The organism is Candidatus Manganitrophus noduliformans, from assembly GCF_012184425.1.
GTDB lineage: Bacteria > Nitrospirota > Nitrospiria > SBBL01 > Manganitrophaceae > Manganitrophus > Manganitrophus noduliformans.
Window position 1 is genome coordinate 15,641 of record NZ_VTOW01000007.1, and the last position, 20,714, is coordinate 36,354.

At 53.4% G+C, this 20,714-nt stretch carries 21 protein-coding genes and 1 pseudogene; 10 read left to right on the forward strand and 12 right to left on the reverse strand.

What is annotated here, in order from left to right:
- Positions 1-48: 48 nt before the first annotated feature.
- Complete coding sequence (gene merR / locus MNODULE_RS22140; RefSeq protein WP_168063378.1) at positions 49-450, reverse strand: Hg(II)-responsive transcriptional regulator; 402 nt, start codon at positions 448-450, stop codon at positions 49-51.
- 159 nt (positions 451-609) lie between these two features.
- Here merR and merA point away from each other — a divergent pair, with 159 nt between their 5' ends.
- On the forward strand, positions 610-2,007 hold the full coding sequence (gene merA, locus MNODULE_RS22145; RefSeq protein ID WP_168063379.1) for a mercury(II) reductase: 1,398 nt from the start codon (positions 610-612) through the stop codon (positions 2,005-2,007).
- Between the two features lie 15 nt (positions 2,008-2,022).
- The gene (locus tag MNODULE_RS22150; RefSeq protein ID WP_168063380.1) at positions 2,023-2,430 is read left to right on the forward strand and encodes an ArsR/SmtB family transcription factor; all 408 of its coding nucleotides are present in this window, start codon (positions 2,023-2,025) and stop codon (positions 2,428-2,430) included.
- Here the strand turns inward: MNODULE_RS22150 and MNODULE_RS22155 are convergent.
- The 4 genes from MNODULE_RS22155 to MNODULE_RS22170 form a co-directional block, all read right to left on the reverse strand.
- Complete coding sequence (locus MNODULE_RS22155) at positions 2,427-3,203, reverse strand: hypothetical protein (protein ID WP_168063381.1); 777 nt, start codon at positions 3,201-3,203, stop codon at positions 2,427-2,429. The genes MNODULE_RS22150 and MNODULE_RS22155 overlap by 4 nt on opposite strands.
- 210 nt (positions 3,204-3,413) lie before the next feature.
- Positions 3,414-6,572 (reverse strand): efflux RND transporter permease subunit, encoded by a 3,159-nt coding sequence (locus MNODULE_RS22160; protein ID WP_168063382.1) that lies wholly within the window; start codon positions 6,570-6,572, stop codon positions 3,414-3,416.
- A 70-nt stretch (positions 6,573-6,642) separates the two neighbouring features.
- On the reverse strand, positions 6,643-8,277 hold the full coding sequence (locus MNODULE_RS22165) for an efflux RND transporter periplasmic adaptor subunit (protein ID WP_168063383.1): 1,635 nt from the start codon (positions 8,275-8,277) through the stop codon (positions 6,643-6,645).
- 27 nt (positions 8,278-8,304) lie between these two features.
- Positions 8,305-9,558 (reverse strand): TolC family protein, encoded by a 1,254-nt coding sequence (locus tag MNODULE_RS22170; protein ID WP_168063384.1) that lies wholly within the window; start codon positions 9,556-9,558, stop codon positions 8,305-8,307.
- Between the two features lie 329 nt (positions 9,559-9,887).
- Between MNODULE_RS22170 and MNODULE_RS22175 the strand changes: the two genes are divergently transcribed.
- The 4 genes from MNODULE_RS22175 (at position 9,888) to MNODULE_RS22190 (ending at position 11,400) form a co-directional block, all read left to right on the forward strand.
- On the forward strand, positions 9,888-10,355 hold the full coding sequence (locus MNODULE_RS22175) for a response regulator (protein ID WP_168063385.1): 468 nt from the start codon (positions 9,888-9,890) through the stop codon (positions 10,353-10,355).
- 73 nt (positions 10,356-10,428) lie between these two features.
- The gene (locus MNODULE_RS22180) at positions 10,429-10,590 is read left to right on the forward strand and encodes a hypothetical protein (RefSeq protein WP_168063386.1); all 162 of its coding nucleotides are present in this window, start codon (positions 10,429-10,431) and stop codon (positions 10,588-10,590) included.
- 235 nt (positions 10,591-10,825) lie between these two features.
- Positions 10,826-11,104 carry an HU family DNA-binding protein gene (locus MNODULE_RS22185; protein WP_168063387.1) on the forward strand — a complete coding sequence of 93 codons (279 nt, stop codon included), beginning with the start codon at positions 10,826-10,828 and terminating at the stop codon, positions 11,102-11,104.
- 20 nt (positions 11,105-11,124) lie between these two features.
- The gene (locus MNODULE_RS22190) at positions 11,125-11,400 is read left to right on the forward strand and encodes a response regulator transcription factor (RefSeq protein ID WP_168063388.1); all 276 of its coding nucleotides are present in this window, start codon (positions 11,125-11,127) and stop codon (positions 11,398-11,400) included.
- 31 nt (positions 11,401-11,431) lie between these two features.
- Here the strand turns inward: MNODULE_RS22190 and MNODULE_RS22195 are convergent, their stop codons facing one another.
- The 5 genes from MNODULE_RS22195 to MNODULE_RS22215 form a co-directional block, all read right to left on the reverse strand.
- Complete coding sequence (locus MNODULE_RS22195) at positions 11,432-11,740, reverse strand: MerR family transcriptional regulator (RefSeq protein WP_168063389.1); 309 nt, start codon at positions 11,738-11,740, stop codon at positions 11,432-11,434.
- Positions 11,737-12,234: a hypothetical protein gene (locus MNODULE_RS22200; protein WP_168063390.1), complete on the reverse strand. Its 498-nt coding sequence runs from the start codon at positions 12,232-12,234 to the stop codon at positions 11,737-11,739. The genes MNODULE_RS22195 and MNODULE_RS22200 overlap by 4 nt, the downstream gene beginning before the upstream one ends.
- Before the next feature lie 10 nt (positions 12,235-12,244).
- On the reverse strand, positions 12,245-12,526 hold the full coding sequence (locus tag MNODULE_RS22205) for an AbrB/MazE/SpoVT family DNA-binding domain-containing protein (RefSeq protein WP_168063391.1): 282 nt from the start codon (positions 12,524-12,526) through the stop codon (positions 12,245-12,247).
- A gap of 560 nt (positions 12,527-13,086) precedes the next feature.
- Positions 13,087-13,368 (reverse strand): hypothetical protein, encoded by a 282-nt coding sequence (locus MNODULE_RS22210; protein ID WP_168063392.1) that lies wholly within the window; start codon positions 13,366-13,368, stop codon positions 13,087-13,089.
- A gap of 135 nt (positions 13,369-13,503) precedes the next feature.
- The gene (locus tag MNODULE_RS22215) at positions 13,504-15,219 is read right to left on the reverse strand and encodes a prolyl oligopeptidase family serine peptidase (RefSeq protein WP_168063393.1); all 1,716 of its coding nucleotides are present in this window, start codon (positions 15,217-15,219) and stop codon (positions 13,504-13,506) included.
- 804 nt (positions 15,220-16,023) lie between these two features.
- Here MNODULE_RS22215 and MNODULE_RS22220 point away from each other — a divergent pair.
- Positions 16,024-16,419 (forward strand): hypothetical protein, encoded by a 396-nt coding sequence (locus MNODULE_RS22220; protein WP_168063394.1) that lies wholly within the window; start codon positions 16,024-16,026, stop codon positions 16,417-16,419.
- 73 nt (positions 16,420-16,492) lie between these two features.
- Positions 16,493-16,624 (forward strand): magnesium chelatase subunit ChlI family protein, encoded by a 132-nt coding sequence (locus MNODULE_RS25550; protein WP_422666770.1) that lies wholly within the window; start codon positions 16,493-16,495, stop codon positions 16,622-16,624.
- A gap of 96 nt (positions 16,625-16,720) precedes the next feature.
- On the opposite strand, the gene MNODULE_RS22230 is transcribed toward MNODULE_RS25550, so the two are convergent.
- Both MNODULE_RS22230 and MNODULE_RS25555 read right to left on the reverse strand, forming a co-directional pair.
- Positions 16,721-18,139: a putative bifunctional diguanylate cyclase/phosphodiesterase gene (locus MNODULE_RS22230; protein ID WP_422666771.1), complete on the reverse strand. Its 1,419-nt coding sequence runs from the start codon at positions 18,137-18,139 to the stop codon at positions 16,721-16,723.
- Positions 18,116-18,427: pseudogene (locus MNODULE_RS25555) on the reverse strand (response regulator); the annotation flags it as partial. The pseudogene MNODULE_RS25555 and the gene MNODULE_RS22230, both read right to left, overlap by 24 nt.
- Positions 18,428-19,503: 1,076 nt before the next feature.
- Between MNODULE_RS25555 and MNODULE_RS22235 the strand changes: the two are divergent.
- Together MNODULE_RS22235 and MNODULE_RS22240 are read left to right on the forward strand one after the other, a co-directional pair.
- A complete protein-coding gene (locus MNODULE_RS22235; protein ID WP_168063396.1) occupies positions 19,504-19,665 on the forward strand; it encodes a hypothetical protein in 162 nt (53 codons plus the stop codon).
- 590 nt (positions 19,666-20,255) lie between these two features.
- On the forward strand, positions 20,256-20,714 hold the full coding sequence (locus MNODULE_RS22240; protein WP_202882322.1) for a chemotaxis protein CheW: 459 nt from the start codon (positions 20,256-20,258) through the stop codon (positions 20,712-20,714).

A 20,714-nucleotide genomic window follows, 5' to 3' on the forward strand; every position in this document is an offset into this window, starting at 1 on the left:
CGGCTCCGAGGGACGTGGCGATCTTCGGTAGCCGACTCTTGAATAAGATCAATCTTCGTTCTTTGCTTCCAAGATGGGGCATTCGCTGGTGGGCCCACGCCCGCTGCAGGCGTTTGTCACCTTGACCAGGGCCTGTTTCATTCTTTTCAGGTCCGCTATTTTTACCTCGATGTCGGAAATTTTGGCTTCGGCCCGTTGTTTGACATCACTGCAGGTCGTATGCCGATCGACTCGCAAAGAGAGAAGCTCCAAGATCTCCTTGAGAGAGAACCCAAGTTCCTGGGCGCGCTTGATAAACTGAATGCGCGCCACGGCGTCTTCAGCGTACTGCCGGTAGCCCGACTCCCGTCGGGGGGGCTCCAGGATCAGCCCGCGCCTTTCATAATAACGGACCGTTTCAACCTTGACCCCTGCTCTTTTGGCCAACTGGCCGATGGTCAGACTCTTCATCTCTCAACTCCATTGCTACTATAAACCCTGCACCTAGGTGTAGAGTCAAGTCCTTTATTTCTCCATTCACATCAGGATTCATTTTAACTTTTAGTTGTAAAATCAACTCATATTGATATATTAAAAATAAGCGGCTCTATATGACAAAGGGAGGAAGAGATGCGGCAGTTTGATCTGGTTATCTTAGGAGGAGGCTCCGGGGCCTTTGCCGCGGCAATCAAGGCGCGGGAGCTCAATCAGTCGGTGGCCCTCATCGAACGCGACCGATTGGGCGGCACCTGCGTTAACCGCGGCTGTGTTCCCTCAAAAAATCTTCTGAAAGCGGGTGAGGATTTCTACTACCACCGCCGTTCTCATTTCCCGGGCATTCATCATGGAGAGGGCAGATTCTACTTTGAAGAGGTGATGGCGCAGAAGCGCCAGGTCGTCCAGAAAGAACAGAAGGGCAAGTATGCCGATGTGATCTCCCATCTCGGCATCACTTCCATTCCTGGAATGGGACGATTTGTTTCAGATCGAGAAATAGGGGTCAACGGCGAGCGGGTCGCCGGCGAGAAATTTATTGTTGCCACCGGGGCCAAGCCTGCGATTCCGCCGATTCCGGGGATCGAAGCGGTCGATGTCTTGACGAGCACGACGGCACTCGAACTCGAATCGCCTCCCGAATCGATGATCATTTTGGGGGGCGGCTTTGTCGGACTGGAGTTTGCCCAGATGTATCACCGATTCGGCTCGCGTGTCATTCTTCTGGAGATGAAGCCCCGCATCCTGGCGGAGCAAGAGGAATCGATTTCCGAACGGCTCACCCCGTACCTGAAAGAAGAGGGGATCGACATCGTCACCGGAGCAAAAGCGACCCGGGTGCAAGGCCGTGGCAGGATGAAGATCATCACCGCGGAGATCGATGGGAAAGAGAGAACCTTCGAAGGGGAAGCGCTGCTGGTCGGCGTCGGCATCACCCCCAATAGCAGAGAGCTTGGATTGGACAAAGCCGGCGTTGAGGTCACCCAAAAGGGATATATCCAGGTCGATGACGAGATGCGGACCACGAATGAGAACATCTATGCGGTCGGGGATGTGGCCTCAAAAATCGCATTGGAAACGGTGGCGGCCGCGCAAGGAAGCATTGCTGCGGAGAATGCCCTCACCGGAAGTCACCACACATTTGATTATCTCTCTGTCCCGAGCGCCGTCTTTACTCATCCGGAGGTCGCCTCGGTCGGCCTCACAGAGAGGAAAGCGGAAGAGATCGGGATCGCGTGCTCCTGCCGGAGCCTGGAGTTTAAGGTCGTCCCCAAGGCCGATCTGATCCATGAAACGAAAGGCTACATCAAAATGGTCATTGAGGCGAAGACCGAGCGGGTGATCGGCGTGCACATTCTGGCTTCCGGGGCGGCCGATTTAATTCATGCCGCGGTCATGGCGGTAAAGTTCAAGCATACGATCAGGGAGATTCGCTCCACCCTTTTCGTCTTTCCGACCCTGTCGGAGTCGATCAAGTTGGTGGCTCAATCGTTCACAAAAGATGTGGCCAATCTCTCTTGCTGCATTGAATAGGATAGAGGAGGATTCATGATCCAGGATGAACTGCTTTCTGCCCAGGTCGGCCTCTTCTCGGCGCTGGCCGATCCGACGCGGCTTCAGATCTTAGAGTTGCTTCACCAGAAAGGGCCGATGCACGTGACGAAAATCTACGAGGCGCTCGGCAAACCGCAGAATCTCGTCTCCCACCATCTCAATTGTTTGAGAACCTGTGGATTGGCCGAAATGGAGAAACAGGGCCGGATGGCGATCTACCGGGTGGCAAATCCTGAGATCGATCGAATCCTCGATTGGGCGCATAAGCAGGTCATCGTGCAGGCGGAGCGATCTTATCTTGCAGCTTGGTGGGGAAGAAAGGACACACTGGAAAACGATCCGGGAAAAAATATGGCAAAAAGTGAAGTTTTTCTCAAGTTGTATTCCCTACGAAGAATTTAAAATCGGTCTTTCTCTTTGTTCTGGCTCTTTTCCCCTTTCTCATCAAAAAAGGAGAGGTCAGGTTTCCCTTGCGGCGTTAAAGCCAGCTCGGCGCGGCGCGCGCCGCTTTTGTCATAGAGCTTGAGGCCAGGGCTCCCATCCGGCTGTAGACCGAGCCCTGCGCGCAATTTGCCATTCCGGTCGGAGAGGATCATCGCCGAGCCGCCGTCTCCGCCGACTCCAAGCCCAATACGCACTTTATCCTTCGGATCGAAAAGACCCAAGCTTGGACTTCCATCGAGCAGAATCAGACTCATGCGCCGATCACTCTTCTGATCATAAAAGTATAGGCCCGGGTTTCCTTTGTGATTCAAGCCGAGACCAGCCCGCAATTTACCATTTTGATCATGGAATGCCAAACCGGGACTGCCGTCTTCCATCAGGCTCAAGCCGGCGCGGGGCCTGCCATTCTGATCTGCAAGATTAAGGACAGGGCTTCCATCTGCGAGCAGACCGACCGCAAGGCGGGGTCTTCCTTCTTGATCGATAAGGTGCAACCCCATGCTCCCATCTGGCTGGATTGCTAAGGACGCACGGACTTTGCGATCCTTATCTACGAGGGAGATCTCCTCCGCCGCAATCATTCTGGCGGGATGGGATTCTGTTTGATCAACGTCCGGGATCTTCTGGGCCGATGCGAGATTATCAAGAAGAAGCCAGGCCAAAAGACCACTGGCCAGGCCTGAGACCATCGCTAAGCCGAGCATCACTGCATATTGGTTTCTGTTCATCATTTTCGCGTCCTCTTGAAGTTCGCCAGAAAGAATTGAAGAACCCTGCCCCAGAGGGTGGGGATTCTTCGACCCGAGGGAAAAAGAACCACTTTTATTTATTCGATCGCCAACCTCGCTCTAGAAGGGCAAGGATTGCTTCACTGCGCTCAGCGAAGTGAAAAGAGGCACTATGCGCGTCTAATAGCTGCACTTTGCGCTTGCTGTGCGCGTTCAATGCGCCACCTCCTGCTCCACCCTTGGTCTCTTTTCGATCTGATTCATCAGGCTCGATTTCCTCCAGAGAATGTAGATGACCGGCAGGACCAGAAGCTCCAGGATTGTCGCCGTGACCATCCCGCCGACCATCGGAGCGGCAATCCGCTTCATGACATCGGCGCCGGTGCCGGTGCTCCAGAGGATCGGGACCAAACCTGCAATCGTGGTCGAAACCGTCATCAGCTTCGGGCGGACCCGCTGGACCGCCCCTTCCATCGCCGCCGCATAGAGGTCGGAGAGGGTCGCCATTTTCCCTTCCTCCCTTCTCCGGTAGAAGGCTTCATCCAGATAAAGGATCATCACCACGCCGGTTTCGGCATCGACGCCCGCCAGCGCGATGATCCCGACCCAGACCGCGATGCTCATGTTGTAGCCCAAAAGATAAATAATCCAGGTCGCGCCGATCAGCGAGAAGGGAATCGCCAGGAAGATGATGAGGGCCTCCTGAACCGATTTGAAGTGAAGATAAAGAAGCAGAAAAACAATCAGAAGGGTCAACGGGACCACATACATCAATAGGCCCTTGGCGCGCTCGAGATATTCGTACTGTCCGGCCCAGATCAGGCCATAGCCGGCCGGCATCTTCACCTTTTCCGCCACGACCTTTTTGGCCTCCTGCACAAAACCGCCGAGGTCTCTCCCCGCCACATCGACAAAAACGGTGCCGGAGAGCATCCCGTTTTCATTTTTTATCATCGGCGGTCCTTCCGTATATCCGATCTTGGCTACCTGCGCCAGCGGGATCTGTGCGCCGCTCGGCGTGGCTACAAGGACCCGTTTGAGTTTCTCGATGTCGTCCCGGTACTCCCTGGGATAGCGGACATTGATCGGATAACGCTCCCGGCCCGCGATGACCTGTGAGATGTTTTTGCCGCCGACGGCCGATTCGATCACTTCTTCGATCTCCCCCACGGTCAGCCCGTATCGGGCCGCCTCCCGGCGGTTGATTTTAAAATCGAGGTAATAACCGCCGGTGACCCGTTCGAAGAAAGCGGAGCGCGTTCCGGGCACTGTCCCCATGACCCCCTCAATCTGGCGGCCGATCTTCTCGATCTCCTCCAGGTTTGCTCCGAGGATCTTGATCCCGACACTGCTTCGGACACCGGTCGCCAGCATCTCGGTCCTCGTCTGGATCGGCATCCACCAGATGTTCGGCATTCCGGGAAATCGGAGTTTTTTGTCCATCTCGGCAATGAGCTTGTCCCAGGTCATCCCGGGCCGCCATTGATCTTTCGGTTTTAAGGTGATGGTCGTCTCCGTCATCGACAGCGGCGCGGGGTCGGTGGGGGTCTGCGCCTGGCCGATCTTGCCGAAGACCCGCGCAACCTCCGGAATCTCTTTGAGCATCTGATCCTGAAGTTTCAAGATCCGCGTCGCCTCGGTGATTGAAATACCGGGCAGGGTCGTCGGCATATAGAGGATCGTCCCTTCATTCAAAGGGGGCATAAATTCAGATCCCAGCTTTAAAAAAACAGGAACAGTGGAGAGAAGAAGCAGGACCGTCAGCGCCAGGACCGTCTTCGGCCATCGGAGGACCCATCGAAGGGCAGGATCGTAAATCGCAATTAAAAAGCGACTGATCGGATTTTGCGCTTCCGACCGAATCTTTCCCCGAATGAAAAGGACCATCAACACCGGGGTGAGGGTGATCGCAAGAAACGCGGAGAAGAACATGGCGAAGGTCTTGGTATAGGCGAGCGGGCTGAAGAGCCGCCCTTCCTGCCCTTGCAGGACAAAGATCGGGAGAAAACCGACGGAGATGATCAAGAGAGCGAAGAAGAGGGCCGGCCCGACCTCTTTGGCCGCGTCGATGATGACGTCGGTGCGGCTTCCAACTTTTCCATTCTCCTCCCACCGCTCCAGCTTCTTATGGGCATTCTCCACCATCACGATCGAAGAGTCGACCATCGCCCCGATCGCGATCGCAATCCCGCCGAGCGACATGATATTCGACGTAATCCCGAGGTAATACATCAGAATAAAGGAGATCAGGATCGCCACCGGTAGGGTAATGATCGCGACAAGGGCGCTCGGAAGATGGAAGAGGAAGACCGCCGTCACGATGCTCACCACAATCGCCAGTTTGATCAATTCTTCCTTCAAGGTATCGATGGAGGCATGAATCAGCTCCGAGCGGTCATACGTCGGCACAATTTTCACACCCTCCGGCAGGGAGGGTTCGATCTCCTTAAGCTTCGCCTTCACATTCTCGATCACCTCCAGGGCGTTTGCGCCATAGCGCATGACGATAATCCCGCCGACCACCTCTCCTTTTCCATCCAATTCGACCACCCCTCTGCGGATGTCGGGGCCGAAGCTCACGCGCGCCACGTCGGCCACACGAATGGGGGTGCCTTGCTGAGTGGTCCCCAGCACAACGCTTCTGAGGTCGTCGAGGGACTGAATGTATCCCCGGCCGCGGACCATATACTCCCGGCCCGCCTGCTCAATGACCCGTCCTCCCACATCGTTGTTGCTCATCCGGATCTGCTCGGTCACCTCGCGAAGGGAGATGTTGTAGGCCAAGAGTTTATTCGGGTCGATATTCACCTGATATTGCTTCACGAAACCGCCGATCGAGGCGACCTCGGCCACTCCCGGCACCGCCTGCAGCCAGTAGCGAAGCGTCCAATCCTGAAAAGAGCGAAGCTCCGCAAGGTCATGCCGGCCCGTCTCATCCACCAGCGCATATTCATAGACCCAGCCGACGCCGGTGGCGTCGGGACCCAATCGCGGCGTGATCCCTTCCGGGAGCTTGTCGGAGACCCCCTGCATATATTCCAAGACCCGGCTTCGCGCCCAATACATGTCGGTGTCATCCTCGAAAATAACGTAGACGAACGAGAAGCCGAGCATCGACTGCCCCCGAACATTTTTCACCTTGGGGGCAGCGATCATCGAAGTGACGATCGGGTAAGTGATCTGGTCTTCGACCAGGTCCGGACTTCGACCGGGCCATTCCGTGTAGATGATCACCTGGACATCGGAGAGGTCGGGAATCGCATCCAATGGGACCTTCCGCATCGCCCAGATTCCCCAGGCCGAGAGGAAGAAGATCATCAAAAAGATGAGGAACTTGTTTTTTGCGCTGTATTCAATGATTTTTGCAAGCATGGTGACTCCTGTCGGTAAATCGGCTTTCCGGAGGGGTCTGGGGATCATCCGCACGACCCCTCCGGCCCCATCACATCCCAGGCATTCCCTCCATTCCTTCCATCTCGCCTCCGCCGGCCTCCAGGGTGAATTTTTCCTGGACCTCCGGCTTTCCGGGCGAGGTCACGATCGCGGTCACCTCCCACGTCCCGGCCATGCCGAACTTGGCTTTACCTTCATATTGGCCGTTTTTAAAGGAGGCCGGCGCCTTGACCGCCTTCATCCCCGGCATCGGCATGGTGTAAGAAAAGACGACCTTGGCGTTCTCAATCGATTTTCCGGAGGCATCGACCACTTTCAACCGAAGGAGGTTCTCCCCCTCTTTCGGAGGGGCTGGCTCGGTCGACAGGGTCAGTGTGAGATCGCCTGCCTTCTTGGTTTGGGGTCCTGTGGGAGCTTTCTCCCCCTTCATTCCTTCCATCCCTTTCATGTCCATGTCCATTTCACCCATCTGGGCCTGCTCCATCTTGACGCCGGCCATCCCGAGCGCCCCCATCATGTTGGCCGACGCCATCAGCTTGCTTTCGGCATCGATCAGGAAATTGGCCGAGGTGACAATCCGCTCTCCCGCCGTGAGCCCTTCTAAAACTAGATAATCACCGTCAAGCCGGCGCGCCTTGATCTCGCGGGGCGCATACATCTCCATCCCTTTGTCAATGAAGACGATCTGGCGCAGGCCGGAGTCGAGGATCGCCGACTCGGGAATCACAAGTCCCTTCCCCACAGGAGACTTCAATTCCACCTGGGCGAACATTTCCGGTTTCAACTTAAAACCGGGGTTCGGCAGTTCCAGCCGGACACGCACCGTCCGGGTTTGGGGATTTAAAAAAGGATCGATGAAAGTAACCTTCCCGCGAAACTGCTCTCCCGGATAGGCATCGACCATGATGTCGGCCTCCTGCCCTGTTTTGATGTAGGAGAGCTCGTATTCATAGACATCGGCAAAGACCCAAACCGTCGAGATGTCGGCAATTTCGTAAAGGGTCATCCCAGGGGTCACGCGCATCCCCCTGGTTCCCTCCCTTTTGGTCACGATACCGTTGATCGGCGCATGGATGGTCATATAGGTCTGGGGGGTGCCTCGCTTCTCAAGCTCCTGAATCTGTTTTTCGGTAATCTCCCACAAAAGGAGCCTCTCTCGGGCCGAAGAGACCAACGTCTCTCCGGTCTCCCGAACATCGGCGATCGGGCTTGCCGCAAGTTTTTCCTGACTCCTTTTAGCCAGTAGATACTCCTGCTGTGTGGAGAGCAAATCAGGGGAGTAGAGTGTGAAGAGCGGCTCTCCTTTTCTCACCTCCTGACCGGTGAAGTTGACAAAGAGGTCCTGGATCCAGCCATCGATCCGAAGATTGATCTGAGCAAGCTTCCGCTCATCGTAAGCCACCCTGCCGACGGCTCGAATGACCTTCTCCGCCTCTTTCTCCTGGACCTGGGCGATTTTGACCCCGATCAACTGCTTTTTTTGAGGGGTCAGCATCGCCATCGCCTGACCGGTCTCATTGGTCCCCATGTTCATTCCTTCCATCTCCTGCATCGCCTGCGCTGTTTCGGTGATCCCCATTGCCTGATTGTGGGTCATGCGCAAGGTGAAGAAAGCCCCAACCGCGATCATGACGAGCAAGAAAGCGATCTTCGCTGTTCTCCTCATTTTTTGTAACTTTTTCATGTGGATATCCTCCTTTATCATTTTTTATTAAAACGCTCTTCCAACCACCTCTTCCAACTCGGCCAGGTTTTTGTTCACATCCGCCAGAAATCGAAAATAAGTGAGCTCCATTTCCCGTAGATTTTGCTGCGCCTCAACTAGCGTCAAGAAATCATTCTTCTTTGTCTGATATCCGACAGTCGCCGCCTCCAGCGATTGCTCGGCCAGCGGTAGAATGCCGTCTTCATAGAGTTTGACCAGCCGCCTGTTTGTCTGAAACCGGACAAAAAGATCTTTGACCCGAAACTGCGTTTCATTGATCGCCGCCTGATAGGCGGACTGGGCACGCATTCGCTCCGCCTCGTTTTCACGAATCCGGGCCTCATACTTTTTCTTATTGAACCAGGGGAGATTGATTCGAATCGTCGCCATCCATCGGTTGGGGCCGTCGTGGACATCCCAATAAGCAATCTCTGTCATAAAATCCGGAAAGAGGTCCCGTTTGGCCAGCTTCACCGCCTCGGCACCGCGCCGAATCGCCAGGACCTGCATTCGATTTTCGGGCCGCTCCTCCTCCGCCTCCTTTTGCAGCGTCTCCAACGGAAGCTCGAAGAATGGAACCGTGGGTGTTTGAGGCGCCCCCAGCGGAGATTGGGGCGGCCGATTCAAGAGAGCATTCAGTCGCGCCACGGCGGTCTCCCGCTCTTGCTCCAGAGTAATCAGCGCATTGGAAAGATCCAGCAGCTCCACCTGGGCGCGGATCACATCCTGCTGACCGACTTCCCCCACCGCAAATTTCTCCCGGGCAATTTGAGAGAATCGTCGGGCCAGTTCTACCTGCTCATGGTGAATGTCGAGCGCTTTATGCGCAAAAAAGAGGTCGTAGTAGGCCTGCTTGGCTTGGGCGATGATTCTTTTCTCCACGCCATGAAAATCTTCACAAGCCATCGCGCTTTCCAGCTTCGCGACCCTGCCTCGAAGCTCCCTTTTTCCAAAAAAGGGAACGTTTTGAGAGACGATATACCAGGTCTCATTCGCATCAAACAGATTGAAGTTCGAAGGGATCGACCACTGCATCAGGCCGACCTGGGGATCGTCGAAGGCACGGGCCTGTGGAATTCGCTCTTCCGCCGCGTCCACTTGTCTTCGTGCCGCTGAAATTTCCGGGTTCCTTTCGGCAACCTGTTGAAGGACCTCTTCCAAGCTGAGTGTTTCAAAAGATTCCTCCTCGGCGCCAAAAACGCCGACCGGCACCCCAACCGTGCAAATGAGAAAAATAAAGGACAAGAGAAGTCGTTTCATCGTAGACCACTCCAGCTTATTTAAATATGAGTTGAGTAAATGTAGAGATGAGCAATCACCGCTCTGATTTTCAGACGAGCAGGCGATCACTTACGATTCGTTTTTGTAGGGGATTGATTTAAAGCAGAAGGGTACGGTGGAGGATAAAGAGATCCTCTTGGGGCTGTTGTATGGAATGATCTAATTCAAATCGGGATAAGAAAACGGGAGGAGGGGCTTTGAGCGAGTGGGCGATCAGGGCAAGCCCATCTTCCACAAGAACTGCCGGCGCGGGGAGCTGGGGCCCGGAGTGCAGCGAGCGCTGTTGATTAGATAGATCGCAGTAACTCTTGGCCAGCTCCGGTGAAGAAACCGTTTTGCATGGTAAGACGCAGCAGTCATCGGCCTTCGGCGCCCAATCCGGAACCATGCAAGCGCTGGCCAATGAGAGGGTCAGAAAGGAGAACCCGAGGATAACGAGAATCAACAACTTTATTTTTCTACTCGAAAACATAAACTCTCCCAATGTCTACAAGAGAATACAGATTCGATTGGTTTATGTCAAGGGATTGATGACCACCACCTTGTCCAGAGCGGGGATCGATATAAGATCAATTCACATCGGGTATATAAAGGATCAAGAGGTAGGCGGAATGGAAGTCAAGCATACGATTTTAATTGTTGATGACGAAAGGGGTTCTCGGGAATCACTCAAGATGATCCTCACACCGCATTACCGCATCGAGGATGGCGGAAGAGGGTCTGCAGGCCCTGCAAATCATCCAAAAAAGAAAATCGATGTGGTGCGCTTGATCTGAGAATGCCGGGAATGGGTGGACTGGCTGTCCTGCGGGCAATCAAACCGATGATTCCCAAATTGAGGTCTTGATCATGACTGGATATGGGACGATCAAAAACGCGATTGAGTTGGTTCGGCTCGGTGCGTGCGGTTATCTGACGAAGCCATTTAACATTTCTGAATTTACCAATGAGATTGTCCAGGCGATCGAGAAGAAAGGAAAAGTAGATCGGCTCAATCGGCAGTTCACATAGAGGATGCTTCACCTTGCTGCTGTCTTCTCCTATTGCAGTTTCTCATAGTTTTTTTTCTGGAGGATTTCTTTCCCACCGGAAACTACGAATCGAGTCTCCCTGGTTTTTGATGAACTGAAGAGGAGGGACAATTCTCCCTTCAGTTAAGAATCATCCTTAGCGTTTTCTTTTGACTTTCGGTGACCGACTCGCTAAAATTCCGTACTGTTTTACCAATCTCTTCCAGGAGGGTTGTATGAATAAAACAGATCTTATCGATGTGATTGCGAAAGCCCATGCGGGCAGTGGTCTCACCCGAAAGGCCGTCGTGGCGATTGTGGATGATACCTTCGCGGCGATCGCGAAAGGGGTGAAGAAGGCAGGTCGGTTCTCCTTTCCGGGCTTCGGAACCTTTACCGTGAAGGCCCGTGCCGCACGAAAGGGGAGAAATCCTCAGACCGGTCAGCCGATTAAGATCAAAGCGTCCAAATCGGTGAAATTCAAGGCGGCGCCGGGGCTGAAAAAGAGTTTATAGATCAGAGGAGAGAGGCGAAGATGCCGACAGCATTGAAGAAAGCGGTGGTCGAGATCAAGAAAGAGGTCGTTCCAAATCCTGTCAAAGCGCGACAGATCACTCCCCGGGAGATGGAGGTGCTCCGGCTGGCCGCACTCGGATTTAAGAACAGGGAGATCGCCGAACAGCTCGGCGTGCGGCCGAAGACGGTCGAAACGCACCGCGCGAACATCATGAACAAGCTCGCCTTCCGAAACGTCGCGCAGCTGGTCCGATACGCCATCGCGAAGGGAATCATTCCCATCGACGCCGAATAGGCGTCCCATCTACCCCGGGAAGACCGCCGCTTTAAAAGAGCCGCTTCTGTTTGAGCCGATTCGAGGCGATCTCATAGGCTTTCTCGAGGGTCAGTCCGTTCCGATGCATCGCGAGGATCTGTCGGAACAGCGGAATCTGCTCCCGATCATAGAGTCGTCTGGCCCGCTCCCGCACCGGTTTGGCGACCACCGTGAGATACTTCCGCTCGACCAAATAATGGACGGCGTCCCGAAATCTCACCTTCTGCTCCCGGGCGCCCGGGCAGGCGGCGAGAAATTTCCGAAGGGGAATAAACCGCTCATCCTTCGGAAGCGCGCTGACGAGCTTCACATGACTCATCTTTTCCGCTCTTCGAATTCGTTCTGAAGCCATATCACCCCCTCGTATCCGATCCGAACACATTGACGTAATTTCCAGAAACCGCCCCCGTCGAGGAGGACCGAGATTTTCTTCCTCTCCTCCTCTCCCGAGGCCCCCTCCTGGCCGCTGACGAAAAAGCGCGCCGGCCCATCCATCGCGATATCGAGCTGCTTTCGTTTTTCGTGATACTCATGCAGCAGAGAGACAAGCGATCCCTTCTGCGGCTGCTCCAGCCCCCAGCCGATCTTGCCGAGATCATCGCTGCTTAAGCGAAAGACCAGCTTTCCCTCCCAATCGTATTTGCGGCCGCCCGCTTTGGGGATGATCTTCTCTTTTCCCGGGAGCGCGCCCGCGAGCTCGAGCCAGACCCCATACTCGCCGCGAAAGTATTTCCCGCTCATCCGCAGGGCGGCACTCCCTTTCTGCCAAATTTCTTCGAATTCCCAGACCCGAACGGCTTCCGTCTGATTCATCGGGATCCTTTTAAGATTTCGGTTTTCGGTGCCGGACCTTCGCGGGATCGATCCCCATCCGGCGCACCTCTTTCTCGGCCCGGGCGTAGTCCTTCTCGTTGGCGGCCGTCGAGAGCAGAATCTCGGCGCGCCTCTGCTGGCTGTCGGCCGGAACCACGACCGCGGGGCGAAGGACGATCCCCTCGTCTCTGATTTCGGCGAGGACGACCGATCCTTCTTCCAGGCCGAATTGCCGGCGCAGCGCCGCCGGCAGCACGATCGTTCCTCGCTTCCCGATCCGGACGACCTCCATCCCGCTCCCTGTCGAATTGTCTGATTATCAGAAAATCAGATAATCTGATTATAAAGACCTCGGCGCCGGGTGTCAATGAGAATCCCGCCCGCTTCCTTCCGAGTTAATTTAACGGAACATTCCGTTAACGGAATAATGATTCCGCCCGCCCCCCGGCATCTTCCCGCCCTCGCACGCGGAGACCCTGCCGCGCCCGTCTTGCCTTTCCTATCGGCCCGTTTTCGAGTTTTCGAGAATTTTGAGAGAGTTTTGTCGCCCTTTCGCGTGTGTGCCGGGGGGAGGAGCAGGGAGGGCCGCGAAGGGGATGGAGCGCTCGCGCGGGGTATGCGGGCGGGGGAGGGGTGGGGCCCGTAGGGACGCGGAATGGGAGTGGGGTTAACGGAAGGTTCCGTTAAATAAAAGGGGATAGGCTGATTTTAGACTGAAAGCACTTCAATGGATGGGAGAGCGCCTTTTTCTTCGCTGGATGAAGGATGGAGAGCAGCGGGTGTGACTCTCAGAGAGCACTTTCGGCAGTTATTCGTCTTGTGCTGGAAGTTCGGGCGATGTATCGGATGTTGTCACTCAGTGGATTTTCCGTGAACAAGTCTGGCACTCAGAAGAATCTCTTTAGCGCTGATGAGTGCGGTCCTGGCCAATTCTTTCTGTTCTGGATTAATTGGTGCAGTTTCGAGCAGAGCCTCAATCTCTGAAATGCACTTGAGGATCGACCGATAATCTTCATCGTTGATCCGGTTCTCTCCTGAGGCATCACTTCTGAAGCTCGATTGGACGAGGGAGATAAGGCGCGCTTTGATTAATTCCAGCCGCGCGAGTGCATTTTCGGTCTCATCGGGCTGCATCGAGATTCCCGAACGAGATACGAAAAAAGACGAGCGATTTTGTTCCTGTGCCTGACGAATTCATAAGCATGTTGCTACCGATTTCTGAAAAGTCCATGGCGGTGAGTGGTCGTATGGCAAGGGGAACGCATCCGGTTAATGTTTAGCCAATGAACCAGACTGATTGCCTCCGACCTCCAGGACTTCGAAGGCGAATTGAAGCATTCTCTCTTGATACAGGATGAGTTGCTTCACTTGAGCCGCAATGCCAAAATGACCTGCATCTACCCAATGAACTTCGATCGTCTTGCCAAGCGATCGCATCTTCTTCTCATAAAATTCGATTTGGCGAGCGGGGGTTCTTGTATCGCTCTTGCCTTGAAAGATCAGTAATGGAGCCTTGACCTGTTCGGCGTAGGTCATCGGGGAGCTTGCGGCATATTGCTCGGGCCGCTGCACCGGACTCCCCCCGAAGAAGGCATCCGTATAGGCTTTGATGGTGTCGGCGGAGTCCTCATAGGCCAGCGCCCAGTCTGCGATCGCCGTTCCGGCCATGCCACCGGCCCAGAGAGCAGGATATTTTCCCAAAGCCAGAAGAGTGAGGTAGCCGCCATACGACCAACCGGTGAGGAAGATCTGGTTGGGATTGGCGATTCCCTCCCGGACCAACCACGTGTGAGCGGCCGCGAGATCTTCCACTTCCCAGTATCCGGGATTCCCCCAGATCTTCTCTTGAAAGGCGCGCCCGAAGGTCGTCGAGCCGCGGTAGTTGATCGTGAGGAAAGCAAATCGGTGATCGAGCCATGCCTGACTCCAAACAGAGAAGCACTCCGTGAGGGCCATCTCGGGTCCACCATGGATGGAGAGAATCGTCGGGAAGGGACCATCGCCCTCCGGTAGAGCCAACCAACCTTGAATCGGTTCTCCATCCGATGATTGAAATGTGATCGACCTCCAGGGTCGCGCGGGTATCGCCGGACCAGCATTAAGTGCCGATTTTTTCCGAGCCCCTGTCTTTCCATCCAGAATAATGACTTCGGCCGGATGCGTCGCATCCTGCCATCGAAAAAAGAGATCTCCGTTTATCCCAAAACAGGTGCCGCCGCCGAGGGGGCCGAAGGTCCCACTGGGGTGAGTGAGCCGGGTGAGTCTATTATCGGTTATGTCATAAAGGTAGAGTTGCTGGACGGCCCGGTTCATCTGCATGAGGAGCAGGCGTCGTCCGTCGGCGGACCACGCCACAGGAAGCAGCGCTCCATCGATCTCATTGAATTCCAAATCCCGGCGCTCTTTGGTGCGGGGATTCCAGAGCAGCGGCCGCTCGACCCCAGACCGCGTCGTCGAGGCCAGTAGACGAAAATCGCCTGAAATCGGGGAGAAAGCCACCCCCCTCAGGGTATCCTTCGCTCCGTCTTGAAGTGTTGCGATCCGGTTTCCTGAGGTCGTATCGTAGGCCGTCAGAGAAATATGAAGCTGTTCTCTCTGCTCGGTGGATCCCGCCACGACGATCTCTCCCCCGAAAGAAAGAGAAAGACCCAGAAGCGCCTGCGCACTATGGTGGATGAGGCGGGGCGCTCCGATGGCGCCTCCTGGTCCGAGGTTAATGCAATAAAGGTGGAAGAGACCTTCCTTTGCGAGAAGGATCCCGAAGACGTTTCCGGACGGGCTGAACGCGTAGTCGAAGGTCGAATAGGGGGGTAGATTCGGGGTGAGATCCTCCGGGGCGCCTCCATGAAATGGAACGCGCACCAAACGTCCGATCTCGTTACCCTGATTGTCCTGAAAATAGGTGACATACTCTCCCTCTGGAGAAATCAGACCATGCATGACCCCCTCGGGGGCGTCGGTCAGAGTGCTGAGCGCTTCTCGCATAAGGTCCCACGCATATAGCTGGAAAACACCCGTTTTGTTTAGACAAACCAGGCCTCGGGAGGGGTTGGAGCTGGCTAACTGGACGCATGAGAGAATGGGAGCACGGAATCGTGATCTCCACAAAGAAGCTTCATCGCGCTGAAGGCGCTTGGTCATCGAAGGGCCTTTTTGATTTCTAATTCTTTAGGAAAGCATCCGGGATTGTTGCTTTAGATCGTATTCTTATTAAGTTCCAATTTTAGCCGCCTGATGATCTCCTCTACTTCTCGTTCTTCTTTTTGAACCCTCTCGATCCGGGGAATATACTTTTTGGAACCACAGCCGGCACAAGGATTCCTCAAATTCAGAACTTCTATTTCACAGAAAAAACATAAATAGCGAATGTGTTTTACGGTGACTTTGTCGCTCAATTCAATAACTCCGCAACTCCGCGGTCAGTTTTCAGTATTAGATTGTCTCTCTTTTAACGAGCGTCCGTGTTAACACAGCGCCATGCTCTTCATGAAGCATCTTGAGTTCGCTGTGATAGTGGCTTGCCTCCGCCCTGGCCCTGATCCCGTCGTTTCGAAAATTGATCGCTGTGATTCCCAAAAAAATGATGAGCGCTGTTTGCAGTACAATCACACCGACGAGCAAGATTCTCTTTGTGGTAATCATACCCTCCTCCATAAAGCGCGTTGTGATAGGCACATTACCCCGGAGGATACCCATTACGCCCAAAAAAAATCAATGGGAAAATGAACCGAAATGGCATTGAAGTATTGTTTGGCTCATTCTATGATGCTGTACCACTGTGGAGGAGAGATGATGGATATAAATTGGGAAGAATTGGAAAGACAGATTAAAGAATTTCGAATGGCCGAGAAGGTCGAAGCGGATATCAATTCCAAATATGGAATCTTGGTGAACGATTTCACAAAGGAGAAATTTCCAGAGTGGCAGAAAAAGATGGGACCAATCGTGCGCGATATGATCCAATCGAATAAGGACGATCCAGAGGCAGCGGCAGAGGCCCTGATTTTAATTCTTCTGCAAATGGTTCATCAAATCGCCCAACATGAGGTTCTGCTGGAATATGTCGAGAACTATAATGCGAAGATGCTCCAGCAGCTTAGAGCCATGGATGAAAGAACAGTTTCATTGATTCAAGTACTCGCTGCGAAAGGGGTGATTTCAGAGAAGGACTTTCATGCGGAATGATAAATCGGCACGATTATAAAAGCTGATACTGATCTGTATGAATAAACTAAATTATTCCGATTAATCAGAAGGTATTCGGTATGAACTTCAGCCCTTTGATGAACCTTCTCGAAGGTTGATCACAGTGGCGATGGAGAGGCTGGACCTGTCTGCGCGAGCATACAACCGTATTTTGAAAGTGGCGCGGACGATTGCTGATCTGTAGGGGCGGGAGATCATCTCCTCGCCGGATATTTCTGAAGCGGTACAGTACCGGAGTTTGGATCGGAAGACCTTCGGGGAGTGAGGAAGGTTGGCAAGGTTATTTCAATCTCCAGGAGGATTCCCGCAGCCAACGGGTAAGATCCTCAGCCGGCACCGGCCTGCTAATAAAGTAGCCTTGAGCCTCATCACAACCAAAAGCGGATAACTTCTCCAAAAGGTCGCCGCTCTCCACCCCCTCAGCCACAACATTGAGACCGAGATGATGGGCCAATCCAATGGTCGATTTTACGATCATCGCATTCTTATTTTCAGTCATGCCTAGAATGAAGGATTTATCAATTTTAAGCGAACTCACCGGTAGCTTCGCTAGTGAAGACAGGGATGAATAGCCGGTACCGAAATCATCAATCGAAATCTGGATCCCCATCCCGCTCAAGCGGGTTAGAACTTCCACCGCATGTGTAGGATCTGACATGATTGAGCTTTCTGTAATTTCTAATCCCAAACAGGTCGGTTCGAGATGATAGGTCAATAATAGCTGTGCAATGAGGTCCGGAAGCTGTGAGTCCTGGAGATTCCGCCGAGACAGGTTGACGGCCACATTGATTTGGATGCCTTGTTGCTGCCAGGTATGGCACTGTTGAAGGGCGGCATTGAGGACCCACTGAGTCAGTGGCTTGATCAAGCCACTTTTTTCCGCAGGAATGATAAACTCATTCGGGGGAATGAAACCATGCTCCGGATGCTGCCAACGCGCGAGTGCCTCCACGCCGACGACACAGTCCGACTCCAGATCGACTTTTGGCTGGAAGTGCAGCAGCAACTCGTTTTTGTCGATTGCATGTCGCAATTCTCCCAACAGGACGAGCCGACGGGGGCTATATTGGTTTAGCTTCTCTTCATAGATGGCGTAGCCATTTCCGTTTTCCTTGGCGGTATACATCGCTACGTCCGCCCGCTGAAGAAGCGTTTCGGGATTTGCGCCATGGTCGGGATAAATCGCGATTCCTATGCCGAGCTCTACTTCGATGGGCAGGCCTTCAATCATCATCGGTTTCTCCAGCGCATGGAGGATCTTCTGCGCAACCGCGTGAATATCGTCTTTTCCGGTGAGTCTCGGCAGCAGCACCGCAAACTCATCCCCGCCGAGCCGGGCGACGAGATTCGGTTCGAATAAAATGTCGGAGAGAAGCAGGCCGACCTGCTGTAACAGGTAGTCCCCTCGATGATGCCCCAGTGTATCGTTAATCTCCTTGAATCGATTCAAATCCATCAGTAAGAGGGCCAGCGGATAGTTTCCAAACTGCGCCGCGGTAATGGCCGCCTGCAGACGGTCCTGAAGCAGCGTCCGGTTCGGAAGCACCGTCAGCGCGTCATGATATGCCAGGTGTTTCACCATCACCTCCGACTTACGGTGTTCCCGACGCAATTTCGCCTGGTCCAGTTCACGCGCCATCGTGGGAACAAGCCGCTTCAGATTCCCTTTGATGATGTAGTCGTTGGCGCCGGTTCTCATCGCGGCAACTGCGATCTCCTCGCCGATCGTCCCGGATACGAATATGAACGGAAGATCGGGATTGTCCTCTCTCAACAGCAGCAATGCCTGCCCGCCGTTGAAATGCGGCATGCTGTAGTCAGAAAACACGATATCCCAAGCCTGCTGGTCCAATGCTGCTGCCATCTTTTCTGCGGTATCCACCACTACTATCTGAGGATCATACCCCCCCTTTATGAGCTCCTGGGTCAACAGCTCCGCATCTTCATAGGAATCTTCAATAATTAAAACCCGGATTATCTCACCCATGGGAAACTCCTTCCATACTTGATCATGAGAATCGATCTGTCTCTCATGTGCACTCCGCGCCGCCGTTAAGAAGACAAATGAACGAACATCCGAGAATATGAACTCATACAGGCGTTTCCAGGTTGTGTAGGAGAGGTAGGCATCGTAGCTAACCGTTAAATCTCAGCGTGAGAATATTCCACAGTAGAATAATTTAACTATACCATTCGATCAGAGAATAGGAATCAAAGAAAAGACGTAGGTTTTAAGACTCAGAGAACCCAGGAAAATTAAATCAACGGAAAAAGGCAGCGACCTGTTCTCTTTGGGGGATAGGCAGTCCTCCATCTGGAAAACCTATTGTCAGCGGCAAGAAGTATTACCAGATCGACGGGCCGTCTCGGCGTTTGATAGAGATGGAGATCGAGCGCTTGGGGCTCTCCGCTTCTGACAAACGAACAAACTGTTTTCAAAGCCTATTATTTTTCTGATCATTCTCTATCGGAATGTTTTTTTTTGACATGTTTTGAAAGGGTATGGTAAAGATACCGGCCAAATTACATTAAGGGACTAAGCTCTCGTAAAAATCAGTGTGGTAAAAATTTATTGTAGACTTCTCGCTGTACTCCGGCCAAGGATGGCTGTTGGTTTTTCACTGTTCCATCGCTCTGAGGAATTCTTTGAGACTGATCGCCGGTCGGGAAAGCAGCAGCTTCTGTATCCGCCCAAAAGGTACTTTATCCTCCCACCTTTTTGTTTCTAGCAACCTGCTCTTGTTTTTAGAAATAGATTCCACCGCTTGATTGGCTTTGCTGCATTCATCTTTCTCTGCCTTGCTTTATTCACACCGGACTCCGTTCGAGCACAGACGAACGGGAAGATTCTCTAAAGCATTTCAGGTGATACGACTCCAGGATGCGGGACTACATCGACTCAACCAATGCGTTCGGTGTTGCAGCAAACACGTTTGCTGGCGGTACCGCCATTCAGTCGGTGTTGTGTGCTTCGCCGACGAAGAATGAGCTTATCGCCGGGTATGTGAATGCTGCCGGGGTGCTACAGGTGATGTGCTTCAAGGGGACGGCCTGGAGCAATGAGTGGTCGATCACCGTCGGCGCCTCGGGACCCTTACTATAATTGTGTTCGTAACTGCCTATCTGACAAAGCCGTTTCACATTTCCGAAGTTATCCATGAGATCGTCCAGGCGATCGAGAAGAAAGGAAGAATCGATCGGCTCAATCGGCAATTCATCGGATAATGTTTCAGTTCGCCTCTGTCCTCTCCTATTGTCGCAAAGAGAATCTATGAGAAACGTTATCGATGATACCTTTTGGCGAGCGGGGGTTCTTGTATCGTTCTTGCCTTGAAAAATCAGAAGAGGAGCCTTGACCTGTTCGGCGTAGGTCATCGCGGAGATTGCGGCATATTGTTCGGGCCGTTGTCGAATGATTCTTCATTTCCCTTCAGCATGTCCACAGAAAATATGCCAACCCCAACGTTCGCCTTACGGAATCGGTGGATATTGAGGCTTCCCGATATCAGTTGAGAAAATGATATCTGAGGTCTGGAGGGGAACCTGACAGATAGGGACGTTTTCCGGTTGCACCCGCATCAAGCGGATCCACTCAGCGGTCTCACTCATCAGAATCATCAGGAAAGCATCGCAGCTCCCATTTTTACCTGCACAAAACTCTGAATGTCACCCCCGCGCGTGCCCAGTAGGGCACAAACATCTGAGTTCTAAGGTATACTTAAAAGGCTAATCCTCTCAAGATCGGATATCCGCGTCGTAACAGCATGATTCATTAAAGTCGGGTCGTCATGATTTTCACAGAAGATGATCAATCAGTGAAACGTTTGAATCAGTTTCTCGGGTTTTCACTGGAGGAGAACCAATACGCGCTTCGTCTCTCGGTGGTGGATAGAACCGTTCGCGTGGTGGAGGTCACTCCTCTTCCGAAAGGACCGGAGATCGTCTGCGGCATTGTCAACGTACACGGAGTCATCCTCCCTGTCGTCAATATCCGCAAGCGCTTCGGCTTGCCGGAGCGGGCGATTCATCTGAGCGATCAGCTGATCATTGCACATACCCCAAGCCGGCCTGTTGCGCTGATCGTGGACGCAGTGAGCGGCGTCGTTGAGCGCCGGGAACAGGAGCAGATCGCTGCGGAGAAGATCGTCCCCGGCCTGGAATATATCGAAGGCGTCGTAAAATTCAAAGATGGAATGATTCTTATTCACGATCTCAACAAGTTCCTTTCCTGGGAAGAGGAAAGGGCACTGAATGAAGCGATGAAGAAAATCTGA